A 20,947-nucleotide genomic window follows, 5' to 3' on the forward strand; every position below is an offset into this window, starting at 1 on the left:
GACTCCAGGAGGACGACATGCCAATCGCAACCACACTTTCCCGTTTGACGCTGGGTGGCGCTCTGACACTCACCGCAGTGGGCGCTGTCCAGGCGCAGGATGACGTACGTATCGGCTTCATCGTCAAGAAACCCGAGCAGGCCTGGTTCATCAACGAGCAGGAAGCGGCGACCCAGGTGGGCGAGGAGCTGGGCTTCCGCGTCGTCCGGCTGGGCGGCGAGGACGGCCAGGAGGTGCTCAGCGCCATCGACAACCTCAACTCCCAGGGCGCCCAGGGCTTCGTCATCTGCCCGCCCGACGTGCGCCTGGGGCCGGCCATCATGAACCGCGCCGAGCAGTATGGCATGAAGGTAGTGACGGTGGACGACCGCTTCGTGGGCGGCGACGGCGAGCCCATGGAGGAAGTGCCGCACCTGGGCATGTCCGGCTACAAGATCGGTCAGCAGGTCGGCGAGGCGCTGGCCGCCGAGATGGAGGCGCGCGGCTGGGACCCGCAGGAGGTCGCCGCGCTGCGCATCACCAACTACGAGTTGCCCACCGCCAAGGAGCGCACCGACGGTGCCACCGACGTGCTGCTGGAGTGGGGGTTCCCGGAAGACAACATCTTCGACGCGCCCCAGCAGAACACCGATACCAGCAGCGCCTTCTCGGCCGCTTCGCCGGTGATCTCCCAGCGCGGGGACTTCGAGCACTGGATCATCTACGCCCTCAACGAGGAGAGCGTGCTGGGCGGCGTGCGCGCCACCGAGCAGTACGGCCTGGCTCCCGAAGACGTGATCGGCGTGGGCATCAACGGTTCCGGCGCGGCCTTCGCCGAGTTCTCGCGCAGCAATCCGACCGGCTTCCACGGCACGGTGGCGGTGAGTTCCACCCAGCATGGGCAGCAAACCGCGGAAAATCTCTATCGCTGGATCACCGAGGGCGAGGAGCCGCCGGCCAACACCGAAACCTCCGGCACCCTGATGACGCGCGACAACTGGCAGGATGTGCGCGCCGAACTCGGGCTGTGAACGTGACGGATCACGATGACCGGGAGTGCACCATGACGGAACCCTTTCTCCGCTTCGACGGCATCAGCGTGGTCTTCCCCGGCGTGCGCGCGCTCGACCAGGTCAGCTTCGGGGTCCATGCCGGCCAGGTTCATGCACTGATGGGCGAGAACGGCGCCGGCAAGTCGACGCTGCTCAAGGTGCTCAGCGGCGTTAACCGTGCCAGCGAAGGAGCGCTGTGGATCGACGGCGAGCGCCATGTGTTCGCCAATGCCCGCGAGGCGCTCGGCCAGGGCATCGCCATCATCTATCAGGAGCTGACGCTGGCGCCCAACATGTCGGTGGCCGAGAACCTGCTGCTCGGCCAGCTGCCGGCCAGCCTCGGCTTCATCGACCGGCGGCGGCTGCGCGATCGGGCGATGCGCATCCTCGAGGAACTCGGCGAAGGTGGCATTCACCCCTCGACCAAGGTGCGCGACCTCTCCATCGGCCAGCAGCAGATGATCGAGATCGGCCGTGCGCTGCTGCGCGATGCCCGCATCATCGCCTTCGACGAGCCGACCAGCAGCCTGTCGGTACAGGAGACGCGCCAGCTCGAGCGCATCGTCGCCCGGCTGCGCGACGAGGGGCGCGTAGTGCTCTACGTGACGCATCGCATGGAGGAGGTCTTCAAGATGTGCGATGCGGTCACCGTGTTCCGTGACGGCAGGCACATCCGCACCCACGACAGCCTCGACGCGCTCGATCACGACACCCTGGTCAGCGAGATGGTCGGTCGCGATATCGAGGACGTCTACGGCTACCGCGAGCGCGAGCAGGGCGAGGTGGTGCTGGAGATCGACGCCATCGAAGGCCGGGGGCTCAAGGCGCCGATCAGCTTCGAGGTGAAGCGCGGCGAGGTGTTCGGCCTGTTCGGCCTGGTAGGGGCCGGGCGCAGCGAACTGATGCGGCTGGTGTGCGGCGCCGAGACCGCCAGGGCGGGCGAAGTGCGCTTCCAGGGAGTGGCGCGCCGCTTCGCCAGTACCGGCGAAGCCATTCGCCAGGGCATCGCCATGTGCCCCGAGGATCGCAAGTCGCAGGGCATCTTTCCGGTGGCCAGCGTGGCCGACAACCTCAACATCAGCTGCCGGCGCTTCTTCAAGCGCTGGGGGCTGCTGCGCGACCCGCGGCGCGAGCGTGCCAACGCCGAGGCGTATATCCGGCGGCTGAGCATCAAGACGCCGGGGCCGCGCACGCCCATCGGCACGCTCTCCGGCGGCAACCAGCAGAAGGTGATCCTGGCGCGCTGGCTGGCCGAGAAGATCGACCTGTTCGTGGTCGACGAGCCGACCCGCGGCATCGACGTCGGGGCTCGCCGCGACATCTACACCCTGCTCTACGAGCTGGCCGAGCAGGGCAAGAGCGTGATCGTGATCTCCAGCGACCTGGCCGAAGTGAGCTCCATCTGCGACCGCATCGGCGTGATGCGCGACGGCGCGCTGATCGACATCGTGCCGCGCCGGGAGGCCACCCAGGAGCGCCTGCTGGGGCTGGCGCTGCCCGCTTGAGCCGATCGCCACGGACATCGTAAGTACTTCGATAAGAGCCATCCGAGGGACATGACATGACAACCCAAAAACTCACCGGGGCTGATGCCGGCACGACGGCGGCGCCCCCGCGCCGGGGCCTGCCCAAGCCCCTGCGCACCCTGCTCGACACCTCCGGCCTGATCGCCATCTTCGTGATCCTGTTCGTGGCGCTGGCCGTATTCATCCCGGGCTTCCTCACCGGGCGCAACATGGTGGGCCTGCTGCTCTCCATCACCCTGATCGGCACCATCGCCACCACCATGATGATGGTGCTGGCACTGGGCGAGGTCGACCTGTCGGTGGCCTCCATCGTCGCTTTCGCCGGCGTCGTCGCCGCCGTGGTCACCTCGACCTCCGGCAGCGTGACGATCGGCGTGCTCGGCGGCGTGCTCGCCGGGGGCGCGGTGGGCGCCTTCAACGGCTTCGTGGTGGCGAAGTTCGGCATCAACTCGTTGATCGCCACGCTTGCCGCCATGGAGTTCGTGCGCGGCCTGGCCTACATCACCTCTGGCGGCGATGCGGTGATGATCACCGTACCCGAGTTCTTCGATCTCGGCAGCGCCTCCTTCCTCGGCCTGACGCTGCCGGTGTGGACCATGATCGCCTGCTTCGTGATCTTCGGTGTGCTGCTCAACATGACCGCCTTCGGGCGCAACGTGCTGGCCACCGGCGGCAACCCCGAGGCGGCGGCGCTGGCCGGGGTCAACGTGCGCCGGCTCAAGGTCATCGTCTTCGGCCTGCAGGGCGTGGTGGCGGGCATCGCCGGCGTGCTGCTCACCTCGCGCATGGGGCTCGGCGATCCCAATACCTCGATGGGCCTGGAGCTGGCCGTCATCTCGGCCTGCGTGCTGGGCGGCGTGGCGCTCTCCGGCGGCGTGGCCACCATCACCGGCGTGCTGGTGGGTGTGTTGATCATGGGCTGCGTGCAGAACGCCATGGGCCTGCTCAACGTTCCCACCTTCTATCAGTACCTGGTACGCGGCGCGATCCTGCTGCTGGCGGTGATGTTCGACCGCTGGAAGCAGACCCGACGTCAGCGTGCATGATCCTTCGGTTTCAGGAGACCTCGTATGACCGACCGCAAGCGTCCCTTGCGCAGCGCCCAGTGGTTCGGCACCGCCGACAAGAACGGCTTCATGTACCGCAGCTGGATGAAGAACCAGGGCATTCCGGACCACGAGTTCGAGGGCAAGCCGATCATCGGCATCTGCAACACCTGGTCGGAGCTCACGCCCTGCAATGCGCATTTCCGCAAGCTGGCCGAGCACGTCAAGAAGGGGGTGCTGGAAGCGGGCGGCTACCCGGTGGAGTTCCCGGTGTTTTCCAATGGCGAGTCGCTGCTGCGGCCCACGGCGATGTTCACCCGCAACCTGGCCAGCATGGACGTGGAGGAGTCGATCCGCGGCAACCCGCTGGATGCGGTGGTGCTGCTGGTGGGCTGCGACAAGACCACGCCGGCGCTGTTGATGGGGGCGGCGAGCTGCGACATCCCTACCATCGTGGTCAGCGGCGGGCCGATGCTCAACGGCAAGCACGAGGGCAAGGATATCGGTTCGGGCACCGTGGTCTGGCAGCTCTCCGAGCAGGTCAAGGCGGGCAAGATCTCGATTCACGAGTTCATGGCCGCCGAGGCCGGCATGTCGCGCTCGGCGGGCACCTGCAACACCATGGGTACGGCCTCGACCATGGCCTGCATGGCGGAATCCCTGGGTACCTCGTTGCCGCACAACGCGGCGATCCCCGCGGTGGATTCGCGGCGCTACGTGCTGGCGCACCTCTCCGGCAATCGCATCGTCGAGATGGTCCATGAAGACCTGCGGCTGTCGAAGGTCCTCACCAGGCAGGCCTTCGAAAACGCCATTCGCACCAATGCCGCCATCGGCGGCTCGACCAACGCCGTGATCCACCTCAAGGCGATCGCCGGACGCATCGGCGTCGAGCTCGACCTCGACGACTGGAGCCGCGTCGGCCGCGGCACGCCGACCATCGTCGACCTGCAGCCCTCGGGGCGCTTCCTGATGGAGGAGTTCTACTACGCCGGCGGGCTGCCCGCGGTGCTGCGCCGGCTGGGCGAGGCCGACCGCCTGCCACACAAGAAGGCGCTGACGGTCAACGGTCGGACATTGTGGGACAACGTCAAGGACGCCCCGCTCTACAGCGACGAGGTCATCCGCCCGCTGGACAAGCCCCTGCGCGAGGATGGCGGCATGTGCGTGCTGCGCGGCAACCTGGCCCCGCGCGGGGCGGTGCTCAAGCCCTCGGCGGCGAGCCCCGAGCTGATGACCCATCGCGGCCGGGCGGTGGTGTTCGAGGATTTCGACGACTACAAGGCGCGCATCAACGACCCCGAGCTGGAGGTCGATGCCAGCAGCGTGCTGGTAATGAAGAACTGTGGGCCGCGCGGCTATCACGGCATGGCCGAGGTCGGCAACATGGGCCTGCCGGCGAAGCTGCTCGAACAGGGTGTGACCGACATGGTGCGCATCTCCGACGCGCGCATGAGCGGCACCGCCTACGGCACCGTGGTGCTGCACGTGGCCCCCGAATCCGCCGCCGGCGGGCCGCTCGCTGCGGTGCGCGACGGTGACTGGATCGCGCTCGACTGCGATGCCGGCACGCTGCACCTGGAGATCGACGATGCCGAACTCGAGGCGCGCCTGGCCCAGCGCGACCCTACCGCCGAGTCGCGCCGGATCGCCAGCGACGGCGGTTATCGCCAGCTCTATATCGAGCGGGTGCTGCAGGCCGACGAGGGCTGCGACTTCGACTTCCTGCGCGGCTCGCGCGGGGCCGAAGTGCCAAGGCATTCCCATTGAGCCGGCTGGCAGGAGCGCGAAGCATGGTCGAAGGGGCGGTGGTGCAATGCGTATGGCGGGGCAGGGCGCAACTGGGCGAAGGGCCGCTATGGTGCCCCGGGCGGGGCGAAGCCGGTCAACTGCTGTTCGTCGACATCATCCGGCGCTCCCTGCATGCGCACGACGTCGCCAGTGGCACGACACGCGGCTGGCCGCTCGAGGAGGCGTGCTGCTGGCTGGTGCCGCGGGCCGACGGCGACGGCTTCATCGCCGGGTTCGCCTCGCGGCTGGTGCACCTGCGTCTCGACGAGAGCGGGGCGCGTATCGTCGGTGACTGGGCCACCCCCGACGAGCCGGCGGGCAATCGCTTCAACGACGCGGCGGTGGACGCCCGGGGGCGGCTCTGGTTCGGCTCGATGAAGGAGGACGCGAGCAAGAGTGGCGAGCCCGGACGGGGCTCCCTCTACTGCCTCGATGGCGCGGGCCTGCGCCGGGTCGACCATGGCTATGGTGTGGCCAACGGGCCCGCCGTGAGCCCCGACGGCAGGACGCTCTACCACAGCGATACGGCAGCCGGCATCGTCTACGCCTTCGACCTTTCGCCGGACGGCGAGCTGTCCGGCAGGCGCGAGCACCTGCGCTTCCACGGTACCCAGGGCTATCCGGACGGCATGACCTGCGACGCCGAGGGCGGCCTGTGGGTCGCCCACTGGGGCGGCGGGCGCGTCAGCCGTTTCCTGCCCGACGGCACGCTGGACGAGACCCTGCTCCTGCCCGCCTCGCGAGTCACCTCCTGCACCTTCGGCGGACCCGAGCTGAACCAGCTCTACATCACCACCGCCGCCGACGGCCGCGACCAGGAAGCGCTGGCAGGCGGCCTGTTCCGTGTTGATCCAGGAGTCCGGGGCCTGGCCTCGTCAATGTTTATCCCCTAGCCATTTTTCGAGCAGTGCCTAGGCGGGGTCGAGCCAGCTGCCCAGCGTGCCGTCGCCCGGCTCGATGCCTAGCGCGTCGGCCGTTCCCTGAAGCACGTCCCGGGCGGCCAGGAAGGCCTCGCGGGGCTGACGGGTGCGAATCGCCTCCATCACCCGGCGATGGCGCTCGAAGCTGGCCACGGGGTCGGCGGTGCTGTCGTTGGAGGTCTCCACCAGCAAATGGATCGAGGGGCGCAGGATGTGCGAGAGCTGCGCCCAGACGATGTTGTGGCTGGCCTTGAAGATGGCCACGTGGAAGGCGACGTCGTGGTCGCTGTAGCGCTGCCGCTCCTCTTTGGTTTCGGCATGGAGATGGCGGCTCATGCCCTCCAGCGCTTCCTCGATGGCCACCAGGTCGACGGCCTTGGCTCGCCGCGCCGCCGTCATCGCCACGTAGGGTTCGACGTCGAGCCGGAAGGCCAGGATCTCGCGCTGGATGCGCGGGTTGGGCGAGGCGTAGCGGGTCATCCACTCGGTCACCGAAGGATCGAGAATGTTCCACGCCTCGTAGTCGCGCACCTTGGAGCCGTGGCCCGAGATTCGCGCGATGATGCCGACGTCGACCAACTGGCGCAGGTCGCTCCTCACCGCTGAGCGGTTGATGGCGAACTGCTCGCAGAGATCGATCTCCTTGGGAACGAAGTCGCCGGGCTGGTAGCGCCCGGAAAAGATGGCTTCGGCGAGGTATTCCACCACGCTGGGGCGGGCAGGCTTGGCGTTGCGCTTGGGCGGGTTGGCGGTCATGGCAGCTCATGTCGATGATTTGCCACGCAAAGTGCCATATGTTCAACATATAGGCAATGCGGCCTAGGTCGCAACGACAGGGCGGGAGTGTCGCCCTGTCGTTGCGCAGCCTCTTGAGGAGCGCCGCCTAGCGATGACGGTGGGCCATCCACTGGCGTATACCGAAGGTCCACGGCGGCAGCTTGTCGGAGCGGTCGACGCGGTTGACCAGCGCGCCCAGCGCCGGCGTGGCGATGGTGACGCTGTCGCCGATGTGATGGGTGAAGCCCTGGCCCTCGCCGTCGCGGTCCTGGGTCGGCGAGAACATGGTGCCGAGGAACAGCATGAAGCCGTCCGGGTACTGGTGGTGGGCGCCGACGGTCTGGCGCACCAGGTCGAGCGGGTCGCGGCTGATCTCGCGCATGTCGCTCTCGCCTTCGAGCAGGAAGCCGTCGTCCTCGCCCTCGATGCGCAGCGTCACGTGGGCCTGGCGCACGCTATCCAGCGTGAAGCGCTCGTCGAACAGGCGGATGAACGGACCGATGGCGCAGGAGGCATTGTTGTCCTTGGCCTTGCCCAACAGCAGGGCGCTGCGGCCCTCGATGTCGCGCAGGTTGACGTCGTTGCCCAGCGTGGCGCCCATGGGTTCGCCCCGGGCATCCACCGCCAGCACGATTTCCGGCTCGGGGTTGTTCCACTCGGAGGCCGGATGCAGGCCGACCCGGGCACCGAAGCCCACCGAGGAGAGCGGCTGCGCCTTGGTGAACACCTCGGCGTCGGGGCCGAGGCCCACCTCCATGTACTGGGACCAGGCACCGCGCGCCTGCAGCGCCGCCTTGAGTGCCATGGCCTCGTCGGAGCCCGGGGCGATGCGCGACAGGTCCTGGCCGATCATCTCGTTGAGCTCGCTGCGCAGCTGGCTGGCCTTGGCGGCATCGCCGCCGGCCTGCTCCTCGATCACCCGCTCCAGCAGGCTCACGGCGAAGGTCACGCCGCAGGCCTTGATCGCCTGCACGTCGCAGGGGGCGAGCAGGTAGGGCGCTTGCTGCGGTTCGGCCAGGGAGTTCTGCAGCAGGGTGGCGACAGGGCCCAGCGACTCGCCTTCGGCACGCCGCACGAACTCAGCGGCATCGTCGCGGTCGAGCAGGTCGGCCATGCAGTCGCACTGGGCGGAGATGTCGATCACCTCACCTCGGCGCACCACGACCAGGGCCGGGCCGTCGTCACGCCATACGCGGCCCACCAGCAGGGCCTGTTCCACGTCTTGGGGTAGATAAGTCACTGACTTGTTGTCGTTCACGTCTCATGCCTCGCGTTTGCCATCGATCAACCGTGACACACCCGTCCTTCGTGAGCCAGCGTTGGCGCATGCCTGACAGGCCCGGGCGATAGTACGGGATGACGTTATGATGGTAGACGTGTATGACTCAACCCTAACGTGATATGGGAAAGCCGACGACGCAGAACCATCCGGCCGAGACAGGGCCGCCGACTCGCACGAGGAACGCGACATGACCGACCGCAAGATCACGCCCGACCAGCTGCGCTCGCGCTGGTGGTTCGACAATCCCGAATCGCCGGGCACCACGGCGCTGTGCATCGAGCGCTACATGAACTACGGCATCACCCTGGAGGAGCTCGCCAGCGGCAAGCCGATCATCGGCATCTGCCAGTCGGGCTCCGACCTGACGCCGTGCAACCGCCACCACATCGAGCTGGTCAAGCGGGTCAAGGACGGCATTCGTGCCGCCGGCGGGGTGCCGTTCGAGTTCCCGCTGCACCCGATTCACGAGAACGCGCGGCGGCCCACTGCCGCGCTCGACCGCAACCTGGCCTACCTGGGCCTGGTCGAGGTGCTGCACGGCTATCCGCTCGACGGGGTGGTGCTCACCACCGGCTGCGACAAGACCACCCCGGCGAGCCTGATGGCCGCCGCCACGGTCAACATTCCCGCCATCGTGCTTTCCGGCGGGCCGATGCTCAACGGCTGGCGCGGGCCGGACCGGGTCGGCTCCGGTACCATCATCTGGGAGCTGCGCAAGCGGCTGGCGGCGGGCGACATCGACTATGCCGAGTTCCTCGCCCGGGCCACCGATTCGGCCCCATCGGTGGGGCACTGCAACACCATGGGCACCGCCTCGACCATGAACTCCATGGCCGAGGCGCTGGGCATGAGCCTGCCCGGGTCGGCGATGATCCCGGCGCCCTACAAGGAGCGCTCGATCGTGGCCTACGACACCGGCACGCGCATCGTCGACATGGTGTGGCAGGACCTGCGCCCCAGCGACATCCTAACCCGCGAGGCGTTCGAGAACGCCATCGTGGTGTGCTCGGCGCTGGGCGGCTCCTCCAACGCGCCGATCCATATCAACGCCATCGCCCGACACTCGGGCGTCGAGCTGACCAACGACGACTGGCAGGCGCTGGGCCATGCCATCCCGCTGCTGGCCAACGTGATGCCTGCCGGGGCCTATCTCTCCGAGGAGTTCCATCGCGCCGGCGGCGTGCCGGCGGTGGTCAACGAGCTGCTCGGCGCCGGCAAGCTGCATGGGGAGGCGCTCACCGTCAACGGCCGCACGCTGGCCGACAATGTGGCGGGCTGCGAGACCCAGGATCCCGAGGTGATCCGCCGCTACGACAACCCGCTGGTCGAGCAGGCCGGCTTCCTCAATCTCAAGGGGAACCTGTTCGACTCGGCGCTGATGAAGACCAGTGTGATTTCCGCCGACTTTCGTGCGCGCTTCCTCTCCAACCCCGATGATCCCAACGCCTTCGAGGGCAAGGTGGTGGTGTTCGACGGCTCGGAGGACTACCACGCGCGTATCGACGACCCGGCTCTCGGCATCGACGAACACACCATCCTGGTGATGCGCGGTGCCGGGCCGGTGGGGCATCCCGGCGGCGCCGAGGTGGTCAACATGCAGCCGCCCGAGGCGCTGATCAAGCGCGGCATCGAATCGCTGCCGTGCCTGGGCGACGGGCGGCAGTCGGGCACCTCCGGCTCGCCCTCGATCCTCAACGCCGCGCCCGAGGCAGCCACCGGCGGTGGCCTGGCGCTGCTCGAGGATGGCGACCGCCTGCGCGTCGACCTGAATCGCGGCGAAGTGCGCCTGCTGATCGATGATGCCGAGATACAGGCGCGACGTGAACACTTGGAAAAGCAGGGCGGTTACCGCTATCCCGCTCATCAGACGCCATGGCAGGAAATCCAGCGCACCCTGGTCGACCAGCACGACCAGGGCATGGTGCTCAAGTTGGCGCCCAAGTACCGCGACGTGGCACGCCAGAGTCCGCCGCGCGACAATCATTGAGGCGATGGAAGACGTGACAGGCAAGGGAGGTCATATGCCAGAGGGCAGTATCGAAGTGGCGGTTAAGCTCGACATGAGCCTGGGCGAGAGCCCGGTATGGTCGGTGGAGCGCCAGACGCTCTACTGGGCCGATATCAACAACGGTCATGTCTACACCTGGCGTCCGCAGGAGGGCGGTGCTCCGGCACGCATCGAGCTGGGCGAGAAGGTGGGCTGCGTGGCGCTTGCCGATTCCGGGCTGGTGGCTGCCGCCGCGTCGGGCATCCTGCGCCTGCCCGAGAGCGGCGAGCCCGAGCGGCTGGTGGCCAACCCTGAGTGGAAGAAAGCGCAGCAGGCGGGGCAGGGTAATCGCTTCAACGACGGCCGCTGCGACGCCGCCGGCCGGCTATGGGTGGGCACCATCGCCAGCGACGAGACGAGCCCCAGCGCGGCGCTCTACTGTCTCGACCGCGGCGAACTCACCCGGCGCTTGCCGAATGTCCGCATCTCCAACGGCCTCGCCTTCAGCCCCGACCGGCGCTGGCTCTACCACACCGACTCGCCGAGCCGGCGCATCCTGCGCTACCCCTTCGACCTCGACAGCGGCACGCTGGGGGAGGGAGAGACCTGGGTCGACCTGGAGACGCTGGGGCTGCCCGGCGTGCCCGATGGCGCGGCGGTGGACAGCGAAGGTTGCTACTGGAGTGCGCTCTACGACGGCGGTCGCATCGTGCGCTTCTCGCCCGAGGGCGAACTGGTGGCGGAGCATGAGGTGCCTTGTCCGCACCCGACCATGGTCGCCTTCGGCGGGCCCGACCTGCGCACCCTTTATATCACTACCGCGACCCAGCACCTGGATGCAGAGGGCAAGGCGCGCTGGCCGCTGGCCGGTAGCCTGCTGCAGATGCGGACTGGCGTGGCGGGGCTTGCCGAGCCCGGCTTCGGCAGTTAACGGCTGGCCAGCCGTTGCCCCAGCGCCTGCATGAAGCGGCTGCCCGCCGCGAGCTGCTCGAGCTCGATGTATTCGTCGGGCTGGTGGGCCTGGCGAATGCTGCCGGGGCCGCAGATCACGGTGGGTAGCCCCACGCGCTGGAACTGACCGGCCTCGGTGGCGTAGGCCACCGCGCCGCTAGGCTGCTCGCCGAGCAGCTCGCGGCACAGGCCGAGCACCTCGGCATTGTTGTCGTCGGCCAGCGCCGGCACGGTGATGTTGAGCGCTTCGGTGACGATGCTCGTCTCGGGCGCACGCTGCTGCATCTCGGCCTCGAGTTCGGCGGCGTAGTCGTTCACCCTGCCGAGCAGTTCCTCGACGCGGTCGCCGGGGAGGTGGCGGATCTCCCATTCGAAGGTGCACTCGCGGGCCATGATGTTGATCGCGGTGCCGCCGGCGATCTTGCCCACGTGCAGGCTGGAGTGGGCGACGTTGAAGGCCTCGTCGACACGCCCTTCGGCGCGCAGCTCGCTCATCACGTCCTCGATTCTGGTCACCAGCCGTGCGGCAACGTGGATCGCCGACACGCCCTGGTCGATCTGGCTGGAGTGCGAGGCGCGGCCGGTCACGGTGGTACGCAGGTTGGTGGCGCCCTTGTGGGCCACCACCGGCTGCATCAGGGTCGGCTCGCCGACGATCACCGCCGCCGGGCGGGGGTGGTCGGCCATCAATCTTTCGATCATGCGCGGTGCGCCGATGCAGCCCACCTCCTCGTCGTAGGAGAGGGCCAGGTAGAGCGGTGCACTGAGTTCCAGGTTCACCCATTTCGGCAACTCAGCCAGGGCGCAGGCGATGAAGCCCTTCATGTCGCAGGTGCCGCGCCCGTAGAGCTTGCCGTCGCCCTTGTCGACCAGGGTGAACGGGTCGGTGGACCAGGGTTGGCCGTCGACCGGCACCACGTCGGTGTGTCCCGAGAGCACCACGCCGCCTTCCACCGCCGGGCCGATGCGTGCCAGCAGGTTGGCCTTCTTGCCGTCGTCGCTCTCCACCCGCCAATGCTCGACCCCCTGCTCGTCGAGGTAGCCCTCGACGAAGGCGATCAGTTCGAGGTTGGAATCGCGCGACACGGTGGCAAAGCCTACCAGGCGTTCGAGCATCTCGGCGGCAGTCATGATTCTCTCCTTCGGGGCATTGCCTGAAGCCTAACACGCCTGCAGCTCGCAACGGATGGTCGTCTTCGGCTTGGCATGACGAAAGGCTGGCTCAATCGAATATGGCGGTGTTATTGAAAATGGCTATTGCTGCGGTGTGGAAAATCAAGTCTCTCTCTTTCGGTTCCGCTGATATACCTGTTCTCACACTACAGCCACATTTTCACGACAACACGTCACAAAGGGAGAGCGTCATGGATCAGAAAGTCGACAGCAGCGCAGGCAAGTGCCCCGTCATGCACGGGTCACGCACAAGACATGGGGACAAGGGCAACGCCACACACGACTGGTGGCCCAACCAGCTCAATCTGAACATTCTTCACCAGCATGCGCCCAAGTCCAACCCGCTGGGCGAGGCGTTCGACTACGCCGAGGCGTTCAAGTCCCTCGATCTTCCCGCCGTCAAGCAAGACCTCGAGGCGCTGATGACCGACTCCCAGGAGTGGTGGCCGGCCGACTATGGCCACTACGGTCCGCTGTTCATCCGCATGGCCTGGCACAGCGCCGGCAGCTACCGGGTGGGCGACGGCCGCGGCGGGGCGGGCACCGGCACTCAGCGCTTCGCGCCGCTCAACAGCTGGCCCGACAACGGCAACCTCGACAAGGCGCGCCGCCTGCTGTGGCCGATCAAGCGCAAGTACGGCAACAAGCTCTCCTGGGCCGATCTCTACATCCTGGCGGGCAACGTCGCCCTGGAATCCATGGGCTTCAAGACCTTCGGCTTCGCTGGAGGGCGTGAGGACGTCTACCAGCCGGAAGAGGACATCTACTGGGGCGCCGAGGACGAGTGGCTGGCCGACAGCGGCCATGCCAAGAGCCGCTACAGCGGCGAGCGCGAGCTGGAGAACCCGCTGGCCGCGGTGCAGATGGGCCTCATCTACGTCAACCCGGAAGGCCCCGACGGCAACCCGGATCCGCTGGCATCCGCACGTGACATTCGCGACACCTTCGCCCGCATGGCGATGAACGACTACGAAACAGTGGCCCTGACCGCTGGCGGCCACACCTTCGGCAAGACCCATGGCGCCGGCGATCCGGTCAACGTGGGGCCTGAGCCGGAGGCGGCGCCCATGGAGGAGATGGGCTTCGGATGGAAGAGCCGCTACAAGAGCGGCAAGGGCCGCGACACCATCACCAGCGGCCTCGAGGGCGCCTGGACCCCGACGCCAACGAAGTGGGACATGAGCTACTTCGACGTGCTGTTCGGCTACGAGTGGGAGCTCACCACCAGCCCGGCGGGTGCCAAGCAGTGGGTGCCCAAGAACCTGGCCGAGAAGGACATGGCGCCGGATGCCGAGGATGCCTCGAAGCGTGTGGGCATCATGATGTCCACCGCCGACATGGCCATGCGCGAGGACCCGGCGTATCGCAGGATCGCCGAGCACTTCCACAACAATCCGGACGAGTTTGCCGACGCCTTCGCCCGCGCCTGGTTCAAGCTGACCCACCGCGACATGGGCCCGAAGGCACGCTACCTCGGCCCGGAAGTCCCGGCCGAAGAGCTGATCTGGCAGGACCCGGTGCCCGCCGTGGACCATGAGCTGATCGATGCCCGGGACATCGCCAGCCTCAAGAGCAAGATTCTCGGTTCCGGGCTGAGCGTCGCCGAGCTGGTCTACACCGCCTGGTCGTCCGCCTCCACCTTCCGTGGCTCCGATATGCGCGGCGGGGCCAACGGCGCGCGTATTCGCCTGGCGCCGCAGAAGGATTGGGAAGCCAACCAGCCCGAGCAGTTGGCCAAGGTACTCAGGACACTAGAGAACATCCAGGGCGACTTCAATGCCACTCAGTCCGGCAGCAAGCGGGTGTCGCTGGCCGACCTGATCGTACTCGGCGGTGCCGCCGCCATCGAGAAGGCGGCCAGGGACGCCGGCCATGCCATCGAAGTACCGTTCACGCCGGGCCGCACCGACGCCAGCGCCGAGCAGACCGACGTCGACTCCTTCGAGTGGCTGCGCCCCGAGGCCGACGGCTTCCGCAACTACCGCCGCGCTCGCTTCACCGTCTCCGACGAGGAAATGCTGATCGACAAGGCCCAACTGCTGGGGCTCAGCGCGCCGGAGATGACCGTGCTGGTGGGTGGCCTGCGCGTGCTCGAGGCCAACTACGGCCACTCGCGCCACGGCGTGTTTACCGATCGCCCCGGCACCCTGACCAACGACTTCTTCGTCAACCTGGTCGACATGGGCACCCGGTGGCAGCCGGCCACGGCGGAGGCCGACGTGTTCGAGGGACGCGACCGCAAGAGTGGCGAGCTGAAGTGGACCGGCACCCGGGTCGACCTGGTGTTCGGCTCCAACTCACAGCTGCGCGCCATCGCCGAGGTCTATGCCCAGGACGACGCTAGGGAGAAGTTCGTTCAGGACTTCGTTGCCGCCTGGAACAAGGTAATGAACGTGGACCGCTTCGACCTGGCGTGAGCCAGGAAACGCACCGTAATGAGACAGTGGCGCCCCGGCAACGGGGCGTTCTTATTCGTTGACGAAACGCATTTTTTCGACACGTCATGCCAACATGTCGATGTGATAAACATGTCTCTCAAACATGTTTAAAAAATCCGTTTTTTTCGACACGTCCTCTGGATAACCCGCTCAGTAGCGGCTTTCGGGTCTCAATTCCTCCTCGACGGGCCTCACCTCGATGGTGCCAAGTCGCGCTGACGGCCAGCCGGCAGCAATCTCCAAGGCTTCCTCTTGTGACGCGACCTCGATCAGGAAGAAGCCGCCTAGCTGCTCCTTGGTCTCGGCAAAGGGCCCATCGGTCATGATGAGTTCGTCATCACGAATTCTCAGGGTGTGAGCCTTGGTGGCGCTCTGCAGGGCGTTGGTCAGGACCAGCTTGCCTTGTCTCTGCAGGTCGGCCACATACTCCAGGGTTTCCTGTAGTAGCTCATGCCACTGGGCCTCCGTCATTTCGCTGAATATTCGCTCTTCCTCATAGGCGAGACAGAGATACTTCATGAGAGACCCTCATGTTGGGAATGCTGTCCGGTAGAAGATGGCGCACGGGATGGGCCGGCGCAATGGGCCGTGAAGGGCGCGGACGTCAAAGGCTAACCAACCTGGCCCGGCTCGTGCCATTGCCCAGCGGTTCCACCTGGATCTGTACCGGAATGCGCTCGTGCATTTCCTGAACGTGGGAGATCACGCCGACGCGGCGGCCGAGGGCCTGCAGGCCGTCGAGAGCTTCCATGGCCAGTGCCAGTGACTGCGGGTCGAGGCTGCCGAAGCCTTCGTCGATGAACAGCGATTCGATGGTGAGCTCGCCCGAAGCCATGGAGGCGAGCCCCAGGGCCAGCGCCAGCGAGACGAGGAAGGTCTCGCCGCCCGAGAGCGAGTGCACCGAGCGGCGCTCGTCGCCCATGTCGTGGTCCACCACCAGCATGCCGAGTTCGCTGCCGCCGCGGGTCAGCCGGTAGCGTCGGCTGAGGCCGCCGAGGTGAGCGTTGGCGTGCTCCAGCAGCTGGTCGAGATTGTAGGCCTGAGCGATACGACGGAAGGTCTTGCCGTCGGCGGAGCCGATCAGCTCGCTGATACGCGCCCAGCGCGCATGCTCGGTGCGGGCCGTTTCCAGCTCGGCCTGGCCCTCCTGCTGGCGCGCGCGGCGGCGGTCGTCGTCGCGCAGGGCATGAACCGCGTCGTCACGCGCCTGCTGGGCGTGTTCCACCTTAGGCGCCAGGGCCTGCCGTTCGGCGACGAGTGCCTCCCGGCGATTGGCGATCTCCGCTTCGACCTCTTCACCCAGTAGCGCATCGTCGCTGTCGTCATTGGCCAGCGCCTGCCCGTGGCGATGCTCGAGCAGGGCGCGGCGCCGCTCGCCAAGGCTTGCCTCGGTGCGCTGGCATGCCTCGTCGGCCTCATTCAGTTCACGCTCCTCGCGCTCGGCTTCCGCCTCGGGCTGTGCCAGCAGCCGGGCCAGCGTGGCATCGTCCAGCTGTGGATGGGCCTGGCGCCAGTCGGCCAGCTCCCGCTCCAGCGAGGCGCCTTCCTGGACGAGCTGCTCGATGCGCTGGGCCTCGTGGATGGCCTGCTGGGAGAGCCGCGCCTGTTCCCGCTCGGCACCATGGCAGCGCTCGATGGCCTGTTCGCGCTGCTGACGGGCCGACTCCTGGCGCGCCTCCAGCTGCTGCTGCCAGGCATCGACGGAAGGCTGTTCACCGAGCAGGGCTTGGAGGGTAGCGGCCACCTCGCTGCGCTGGCGGCGCAAGGGAGGCAGCCGTTGTGCTTGCTTGTTCAGCTCCGCTTCGAGCGCGGCCCGCCTGGCCTCGAGCTGGGCGAGGGCGAGCTCGCCCTGGCGCAGGGCATCCTCGAGCGGGACCAGCTCGGCCTCGGCGCGGGTCAGCGCCTGGAGCGTGCGTTCGCCATGCTCACGCTCGCCATCGCACTCCCGGCGCTGGTATGCCAGCCAGGCGTTGCGTTCGGCGGCGTCGATGGCATTGAGTTCGGCGTGGAGCGGGTGCTCGATCAGGGCTTGCTGTGCCTGAGCCAGGCGACTATTGGCCTGCTGCAGTTCCTGGCGACAGCGGGCCAGCGCTGCCAGGACGGCGCGGTATTCGCCCTCAAGTTCGTTGCGTGCCAACTGGGCCTGCTCGAAGGCCTGCCTGGCCTCGGTCAGCTGCTGCTCTTCCTGCGCCTGTTGGGCGGCGAGCTGCGCTGCCTCGGGCGTGGCTGGGGGCTGATGGCGGAAGGGGTGGTCCAGCCCGCCGCAGACCGGGCAGGGCTCGCCTTCATGGAGTGTTTCACGCAGGCGTGCCACGCTCTCGCTGCGGGCGGCGCGGCTGCGTTCGACGAAGTCGCGCAGCGTGGTGTAGTGACGTTCCCGCTCGTCGAGCCGTTCCCGGGCGGCCTTGCCTTGGGTGACCAGTTCGGCCTGGCGCGCTTCGTCGTCGCTGGTCTGCTTGGCCAGCTGCTGCCGGGCCTGCTCGGCGCGGCAGGCCTCCTGCCATCGCCCTTCCAGCTCGCTCAGCGCCAGGCTTCGCCGAGCGGCTCGGTCGTGAGCCTGCTGGGCTGCCTGGCGTGCCGCGTCGAGTCGTTCATGGCTGCCCATCAATTGGCGCAGCGCAGCCTGCCACTCGTCGCGTTTGCGCTTGTGTTCGAGCTGCCTGGCGTCGGCTTCCCTGCGCTGCTCGGCCAATCGCTCGGTCTGTTGTCGGCAATCGCGATGCTGCGTCTCGAGTTCGTCCAGCTGTTGGTCCAGAGTGACGAGTGACTGGGTCTGTTCCCGGGCCTGGCGCAGGGCGGGTTCGGCTTGCTGGCGTGCCTGAGTGGCGACCTCCAATTGTCGTGCAGCCTGGTCCCGCGCCTGTTCGGCAGCCCCTTGGGCGGCCTTGGCCTGTTCGAGGGCCTTGAGGGTCTGGCGGTGGGTGTCCTCCAGTGCAGCGATCTCGTGAGGCAGTGCGACCTGACGCAGCAGGCGGTGGCGCTGAGGCGCGAGCAGGCGGCGGCATTCTCGGTCGGCTCGAGCGTCGGCAAGCGAGTGCCAGCGCGCTTCGGTATCGCGCTGCTGCCGTAGCCCTTCGGCGTAAGCCTGGCGCAGCCGGTCGTCGCTGACATGCCACTGCTGGCGTGCTTCCAGGCTTTGGTTCTGTCGCTGCAGGGTGGCCAGTTCGGTCTCGGCTTGTTTGGCGGCCTGCTCGAGCTCGGCGCGGGCTTCGGGCTCGGCGGGCAGGTCGTCGGCGAGCCGGGCCTGAAGGGCATCGACGCGCTTCTTCGCTTCGCTGGCACGGCGATAGGCGGCCATGGAGATCCGCGAATACTCGGCGGTGCCGGTCAGGCGCTCCAGCAGGTCGCTGCGCTCGTTGTCGTCGGCCTTGAGGAAGGCGGCGAATTCGCTCTGGGCCAGCAGCACGGCGCGGGTGAACTGGTCGAAGGTGAGGCCCAGGCGCTCCGGCAGCAGGCGGTCGAACTCGCGTTTCTGGGCGGTGAGCAGGCGATCGTCGTCGAGATCGCGCAGCGACTGCTCCGCGGTCTGCAGGCGTCCGCCGGCCTTGTCCCGGGCGCGGCGAACGGCCCAGCGGGCACGGTAGCGGCGCCCGTCGCGGCCGAGGAAGTCGACCTCGGCATGGCCACTGGCGGTACCCCGGCGCAGCAGAGTGCGCGGGTCGGCGGTGCTCACCGTGTCGCCCTCCACGTCGGGTAGCGGGGCGTCGCGTACCGGCGCCTGGCGCAGCCGCGGGGTGTTGCCGTAGAGCGCCAGGCACAGGGCGTCGAGCAGGGTGCTCTTGCCGGCCCCGGTGGGACCGGTGATGGCGAACAGGCCGGCGGCATCGAGCGGCGGCATGGTGAAGTCGAGTTCCAGCGGGCCGGGCAGGGAGGCCAGATTGGCCAGGCGCAGGGCGAGGATCTTCATGGGCGGCCCTCCGTGCCTGCGTCTTCCGTTTTGCCGTCGAGCACGTCCTGCAGCAGCCGGTCGAAGTCGGCCATGACCTCGGCCTCGGGGGCCTCGCCCCAATGCGCTTGCCAGGTTCGTTCGAACAACTTGCGTGGCCCCAGCTGTTCCAGGTCGACCCGCTCCGCCGCCGGCCCGCCCTCGTGCTGGGGCAGGCGGCGTTCCAGGCGCAGCAGGCGCAGCGCCTTGCCCTCCAGCACGGCTTCGACCCGGGCGCGCAGGTCGGGCATCGGGGCGTTGAGTGCGACACGCACTTCCAACCAGGGCCAGCGCTCGCGCGGCAGGGTCGGGTCGTCGGGCAGTGCCTCGAGTTCGGCCAGCACGGCATCGAGTTCATTGGGGCCGACACGATGCATGGCCACCGGGCGCGGCACGGGGATCGCTTCCGTGGCGGCGAGGGTTTCGCCCTGAAGCACCGCCTCCACCACCTGATGGGGATAAGTTACCTCGCTGAAGTCGAGTGGCAGGGGGCTGCCGCTGTAGCGGATGCGCGCCTCGCCGACCTGCTGGGCACGGTGCAGGTGGCCCAGGGCCACATAGGCGATGTCGGCGGGAAAGAGGCCGGCGGAGATCGACTCCTCGCCGCCAATGACGATGGGTCGCTCGCTGGCCTCGGAAACGGCGGCACCGTACAGGTGGGCGTGGCTCATGGCCACCAGCGCCTGGCCGGGTAGGCGACGCTCGCGGGCGGCCGCGATCAGCTGCTCGTGGACGCGGGAGATACCGGCGACGTAGTCGTTGCGTGGCGCATCGTTGTGCGGCTCGCCTTCGCTGACGTCGGCACGGGCCAGGCCGTGACCGGTGACCTCGGCGGGGCGCAGGAAGGGCAGTGCCAGGCACCAGGCGCAGGTTTCGCCGGCGGCATCGGTGAGCGGAACCAGCAGGCGCTCGGTATCGAGCGCGCCATCGTCGAGCCAGCTCACCCGGCCCAGGGCATGGGTGCGCAGGCGGCGCATCAGCGGCGCCGGCAGCTCGATGCGGTTGCCGCTGTCATGGTTGCCGGCGATCAGCACGATATCCAGCATCGGCAGGCGCTCGTGGGCGGCAGCGATGAAGTCGTAGAGCAGCGCCTGCGCCTGCAGCGACGGGTTGACCACATCGAAGACGTCACCGGCGACGAGCAGCGCGTCGGCCTCGCGTTCGACGAGGGTCTCGAGCAGCCAGTCGAGGAAGGCGCGATGTTCGGCGTGGCGCTCCTGGCCGTGGAAAGTCTGGCCCAGGTGCCAGTCGGCGGTATGGAGGATTTTCATCGTATCCCTTGCGGCTTTGGCCTGAGGCGATAGTCTACGCGAGACCCAGGGAGGAAACAGGAGGACAGGGATGCCCGCAGAGACGCTTCACGACTGGAATCTGAGCCCCGAGGAGGCCATCGCGCTGCAGAAGCGCATGGCCGGTCGCATCGAGCGCGAGGATCGGCTGGGGCCGGTGCGCCATATCGCCGGCGTCGACATCGGCTTCGAGCAGGGCGGCGAGATCACCCGGGCGGCGGTGGTGGTGCTGGCCTGGCCCGGCGACCCGCTTGCCGGGCTGGAGATCGTGGAACAAGTGGTGCACCGCGAGCCGACCCGCATGCCCTACATTCCCGGGCTGCTCTCCTTCCGCGAGATTCCGGCGGCGCTGGAAGCCTTCGGCCAGCTTGTGACACGCCCCGAACTGGTGATGGTCGACGGCCAGGGCATCGCCCATCCGCGGCGTCTCGGCGTCGCCTCCCACCTGGGGCTGTGGCTCGACCTGCCGACCATCGGCGTGGCCAAGTCGCGCCTGTGCGGCGTACATGACGAAGTACCCGAGGCGCGCGGCGAGTCGACACCGCTGCGCCATCGCGGCGAGACCATCGGCGCGGTGCTGCGCACGCGGGTGGGCGTCAAGCCGCTGTTCGTCTCGCTGGGGCATCGCATCAGCCTCGAGACCTCGCTCGACTGGGTGGTGAAATGCCTGGGCCGAACCAAGCTGCCGGAGCCGACCCGGCTGGCCGATCGGCTGGCCTCCCGGCGGGGACCCTTGCCACGACCGGCGGATTGAAGCCGCGCCCGGCATCGGCTCGGGTATACTGGCTCTCCACCATCACCCGAGCCTGCC

Annotated in this window: 15 protein-coding genes; 9 read left to right on the plus strand and 6 right to left on the minus strand. The window is 67.9% G+C overall.

Going from position 1 to position 20,947, the window contains the following annotated elements; translation table 11 throughout:
• Nucleotides 1-17: 17 nt before the first annotated feature.
• Genes I4484_RS06125 through I4484_RS06145 form a run of 5 tightly spaced genes read left to right on the plus strand, consistent with a single transcriptional unit; the run spans nucleotide 18 to nucleotide 6,287 of the window.
• Nucleotides 18-1,010 (plus strand): arabinose ABC transporter substrate-binding protein, encoded by a 993-nt coding sequence (locus I4484_RS06125; protein WP_197450098.1) that lies wholly within the window; start codon nucleotides 18-20, stop codon nucleotides 1,008-1,010.
• Between the two features lie 32 nt (nucleotides 1,011-1,042).
• Nucleotides 1,043-2,536, plus strand: coding sequence for an L-arabinose ABC transporter ATP-binding protein AraG (gene araG, locus I4484_RS06130; protein ID WP_197450099.1), 1,494 nt, complete (start codon nucleotides 1,043-1,045; stop codon nucleotides 2,534-2,536).
• 56 nt (nucleotides 2,537-2,592) lie between these two features.
• Nucleotides 2,593-3,603, plus strand: a complete 1,011-nt coding sequence (araH, locus tag I4484_RS06135; RefSeq protein WP_197450100.1) for an L-arabinose ABC transporter permease AraH — start codon at nucleotides 2,593-2,595, stop codon at nucleotides 3,601-3,603.
• 24 nt (nucleotides 3,604-3,627) lie between these two features.
• Nucleotides 3,628-5,373, plus strand: a complete 1,746-nt coding sequence (locus I4484_RS06140) for an IlvD/Edd family dehydratase (protein ID WP_197450101.1) — start codon at nucleotides 3,628-3,630, stop codon at nucleotides 5,371-5,373.
• A 23-nt stretch (nucleotides 5,374-5,396) separates the two neighbouring features.
• Nucleotides 5,397-6,287 carry an SMP-30/gluconolactonase/LRE family protein gene (locus tag I4484_RS06145; protein WP_197450102.1) on the plus strand — a complete coding sequence of 297 codons (891 nt, stop codon included), beginning with the start codon at nucleotides 5,397-5,399 and terminating at the stop codon, nucleotides 6,285-6,287.
• An 18-nt stretch (nucleotides 6,288-6,305) separates the two neighbouring features.
• Here the strand turns inward: I4484_RS06145 and I4484_RS06150 are convergent, their stop codons facing one another.
• Together I4484_RS06150 and I4484_RS06155 are read right to left on the minus strand one after the other, a co-directional pair.
• Entirely contained in the window at nucleotides 6,306-7,070 is a 765-nt protein-coding gene (locus tag I4484_RS06150; protein ID WP_197450103.1) for a FadR/GntR family transcriptional regulator, read from the minus strand.
• Between the two features lie 127 nt (nucleotides 7,071-7,197).
• Nucleotides 7,198-8,349 carry a fumarylacetoacetate hydrolase family protein gene (locus tag I4484_RS06155; RefSeq protein WP_197450104.1) on the minus strand — a complete coding sequence of 384 codons (1,152 nt, stop codon included), beginning with the start codon at nucleotides 8,347-8,349 and terminating at the stop codon, nucleotides 7,198-7,200.
• Between the two features lie 211 nt (nucleotides 8,350-8,560).
• On the opposite strand from I4484_RS06155, the gene I4484_RS06160 reads away from it, so the two are divergent.
• On the plus strand, nucleotides 8,561-10,360 hold the full coding sequence (locus tag I4484_RS06160; protein ID WP_197450105.1) for an IlvD/Edd family dehydratase: 1,800 nt from the start codon (nucleotides 8,561-8,563) through the stop codon (nucleotides 10,358-10,360).
• 34 nt (nucleotides 10,361-10,394) lie between these two features.
• Nucleotides 10,395-11,291 carry an SMP-30/gluconolactonase/LRE family protein gene (locus I4484_RS06165; RefSeq protein WP_197450106.1) on the plus strand — a complete coding sequence of 299 codons (897 nt, stop codon included), beginning with the start codon at nucleotides 10,395-10,397 and terminating at the stop codon, nucleotides 11,289-11,291.
• Here I4484_RS06165 and argE read toward each other — a convergent pair.
• Entirely contained in the window at nucleotides 11,288-12,442 is a 1,155-nt protein-coding gene (gene argE / locus I4484_RS06170) for an acetylornithine deacetylase (protein WP_197450107.1), read from the minus strand. The genes I4484_RS06165 and argE overlap by 4 nt on opposite strands.
• Nucleotides 12,443-12,675: 233 nt before the next feature.
• On the opposite strand from argE, the gene katG reads away from it, so the two are divergent.
• The gene (katG, locus tag I4484_RS06175; RefSeq protein WP_197450108.1) at nucleotides 12,676-14,901 is read left to right on the plus strand and encodes a catalase/peroxidase HPI; all 2,226 of its coding nucleotides are present in this window, start codon (nucleotides 12,676-12,678) and stop codon (nucleotides 14,899-14,901) included.
• 171 nt (nucleotides 14,902-15,072) lie between these two features.
• Here katG and I4484_RS06180 read toward each other — a convergent pair whose 3' ends face one another.
• From I4484_RS06180 to I4484_RS06190, 3 genes are all read right to left on the minus strand, one after another.
• Nucleotides 15,073-15,441 carry a YciI family protein gene (locus tag I4484_RS06180; RefSeq protein WP_197450109.1) on the minus strand — a complete coding sequence of 123 codons (369 nt, stop codon included), beginning with the start codon at nucleotides 15,439-15,441 and terminating at the stop codon, nucleotides 15,073-15,075.
• Nucleotides 15,442-15,526: 85 nt separating this feature from the next.
• On the minus strand, nucleotides 15,527-18,829 hold the full coding sequence (locus tag I4484_RS06185; protein WP_197450110.1) for an AAA family ATPase: 3,303 nt from the start codon (nucleotides 18,827-18,829) through the stop codon (nucleotides 15,527-15,529).
• Complete coding sequence (locus tag I4484_RS06190) at nucleotides 18,826-20,118, minus strand: exonuclease SbcCD subunit D C-terminal domain-containing protein (protein WP_197450111.1); 1,293 nt, start codon at nucleotides 20,116-20,118, stop codon at nucleotides 18,826-18,828. Before I4484_RS06190 ends, I4484_RS06185 begins: the two co-directional genes overlap by 4 nt.
• 70 nt (nucleotides 20,119-20,188) lie before the next feature.
• Here I4484_RS06190 and nfi point away from each other — a divergent pair, with 70 nt between their 5' ends.
• Entirely contained in the window at nucleotides 20,189-20,890 is a 702-nt protein-coding gene (gene nfi, locus I4484_RS06195) for a deoxyribonuclease V (protein WP_197450112.1), read from the plus strand.
• The last annotated feature ends 57 nt before the right edge of the window (nucleotides 20,891-20,947 follow it).

Source organism: Halomonas sp. SS10-MC5, assembly GCF_015992245.1.
Lineage (GTDB): Bacteria > Pseudomonadota > Gammaproteobacteria > Pseudomonadales > Halomonadaceae > Halomonas > Halomonas sulfidoxydans.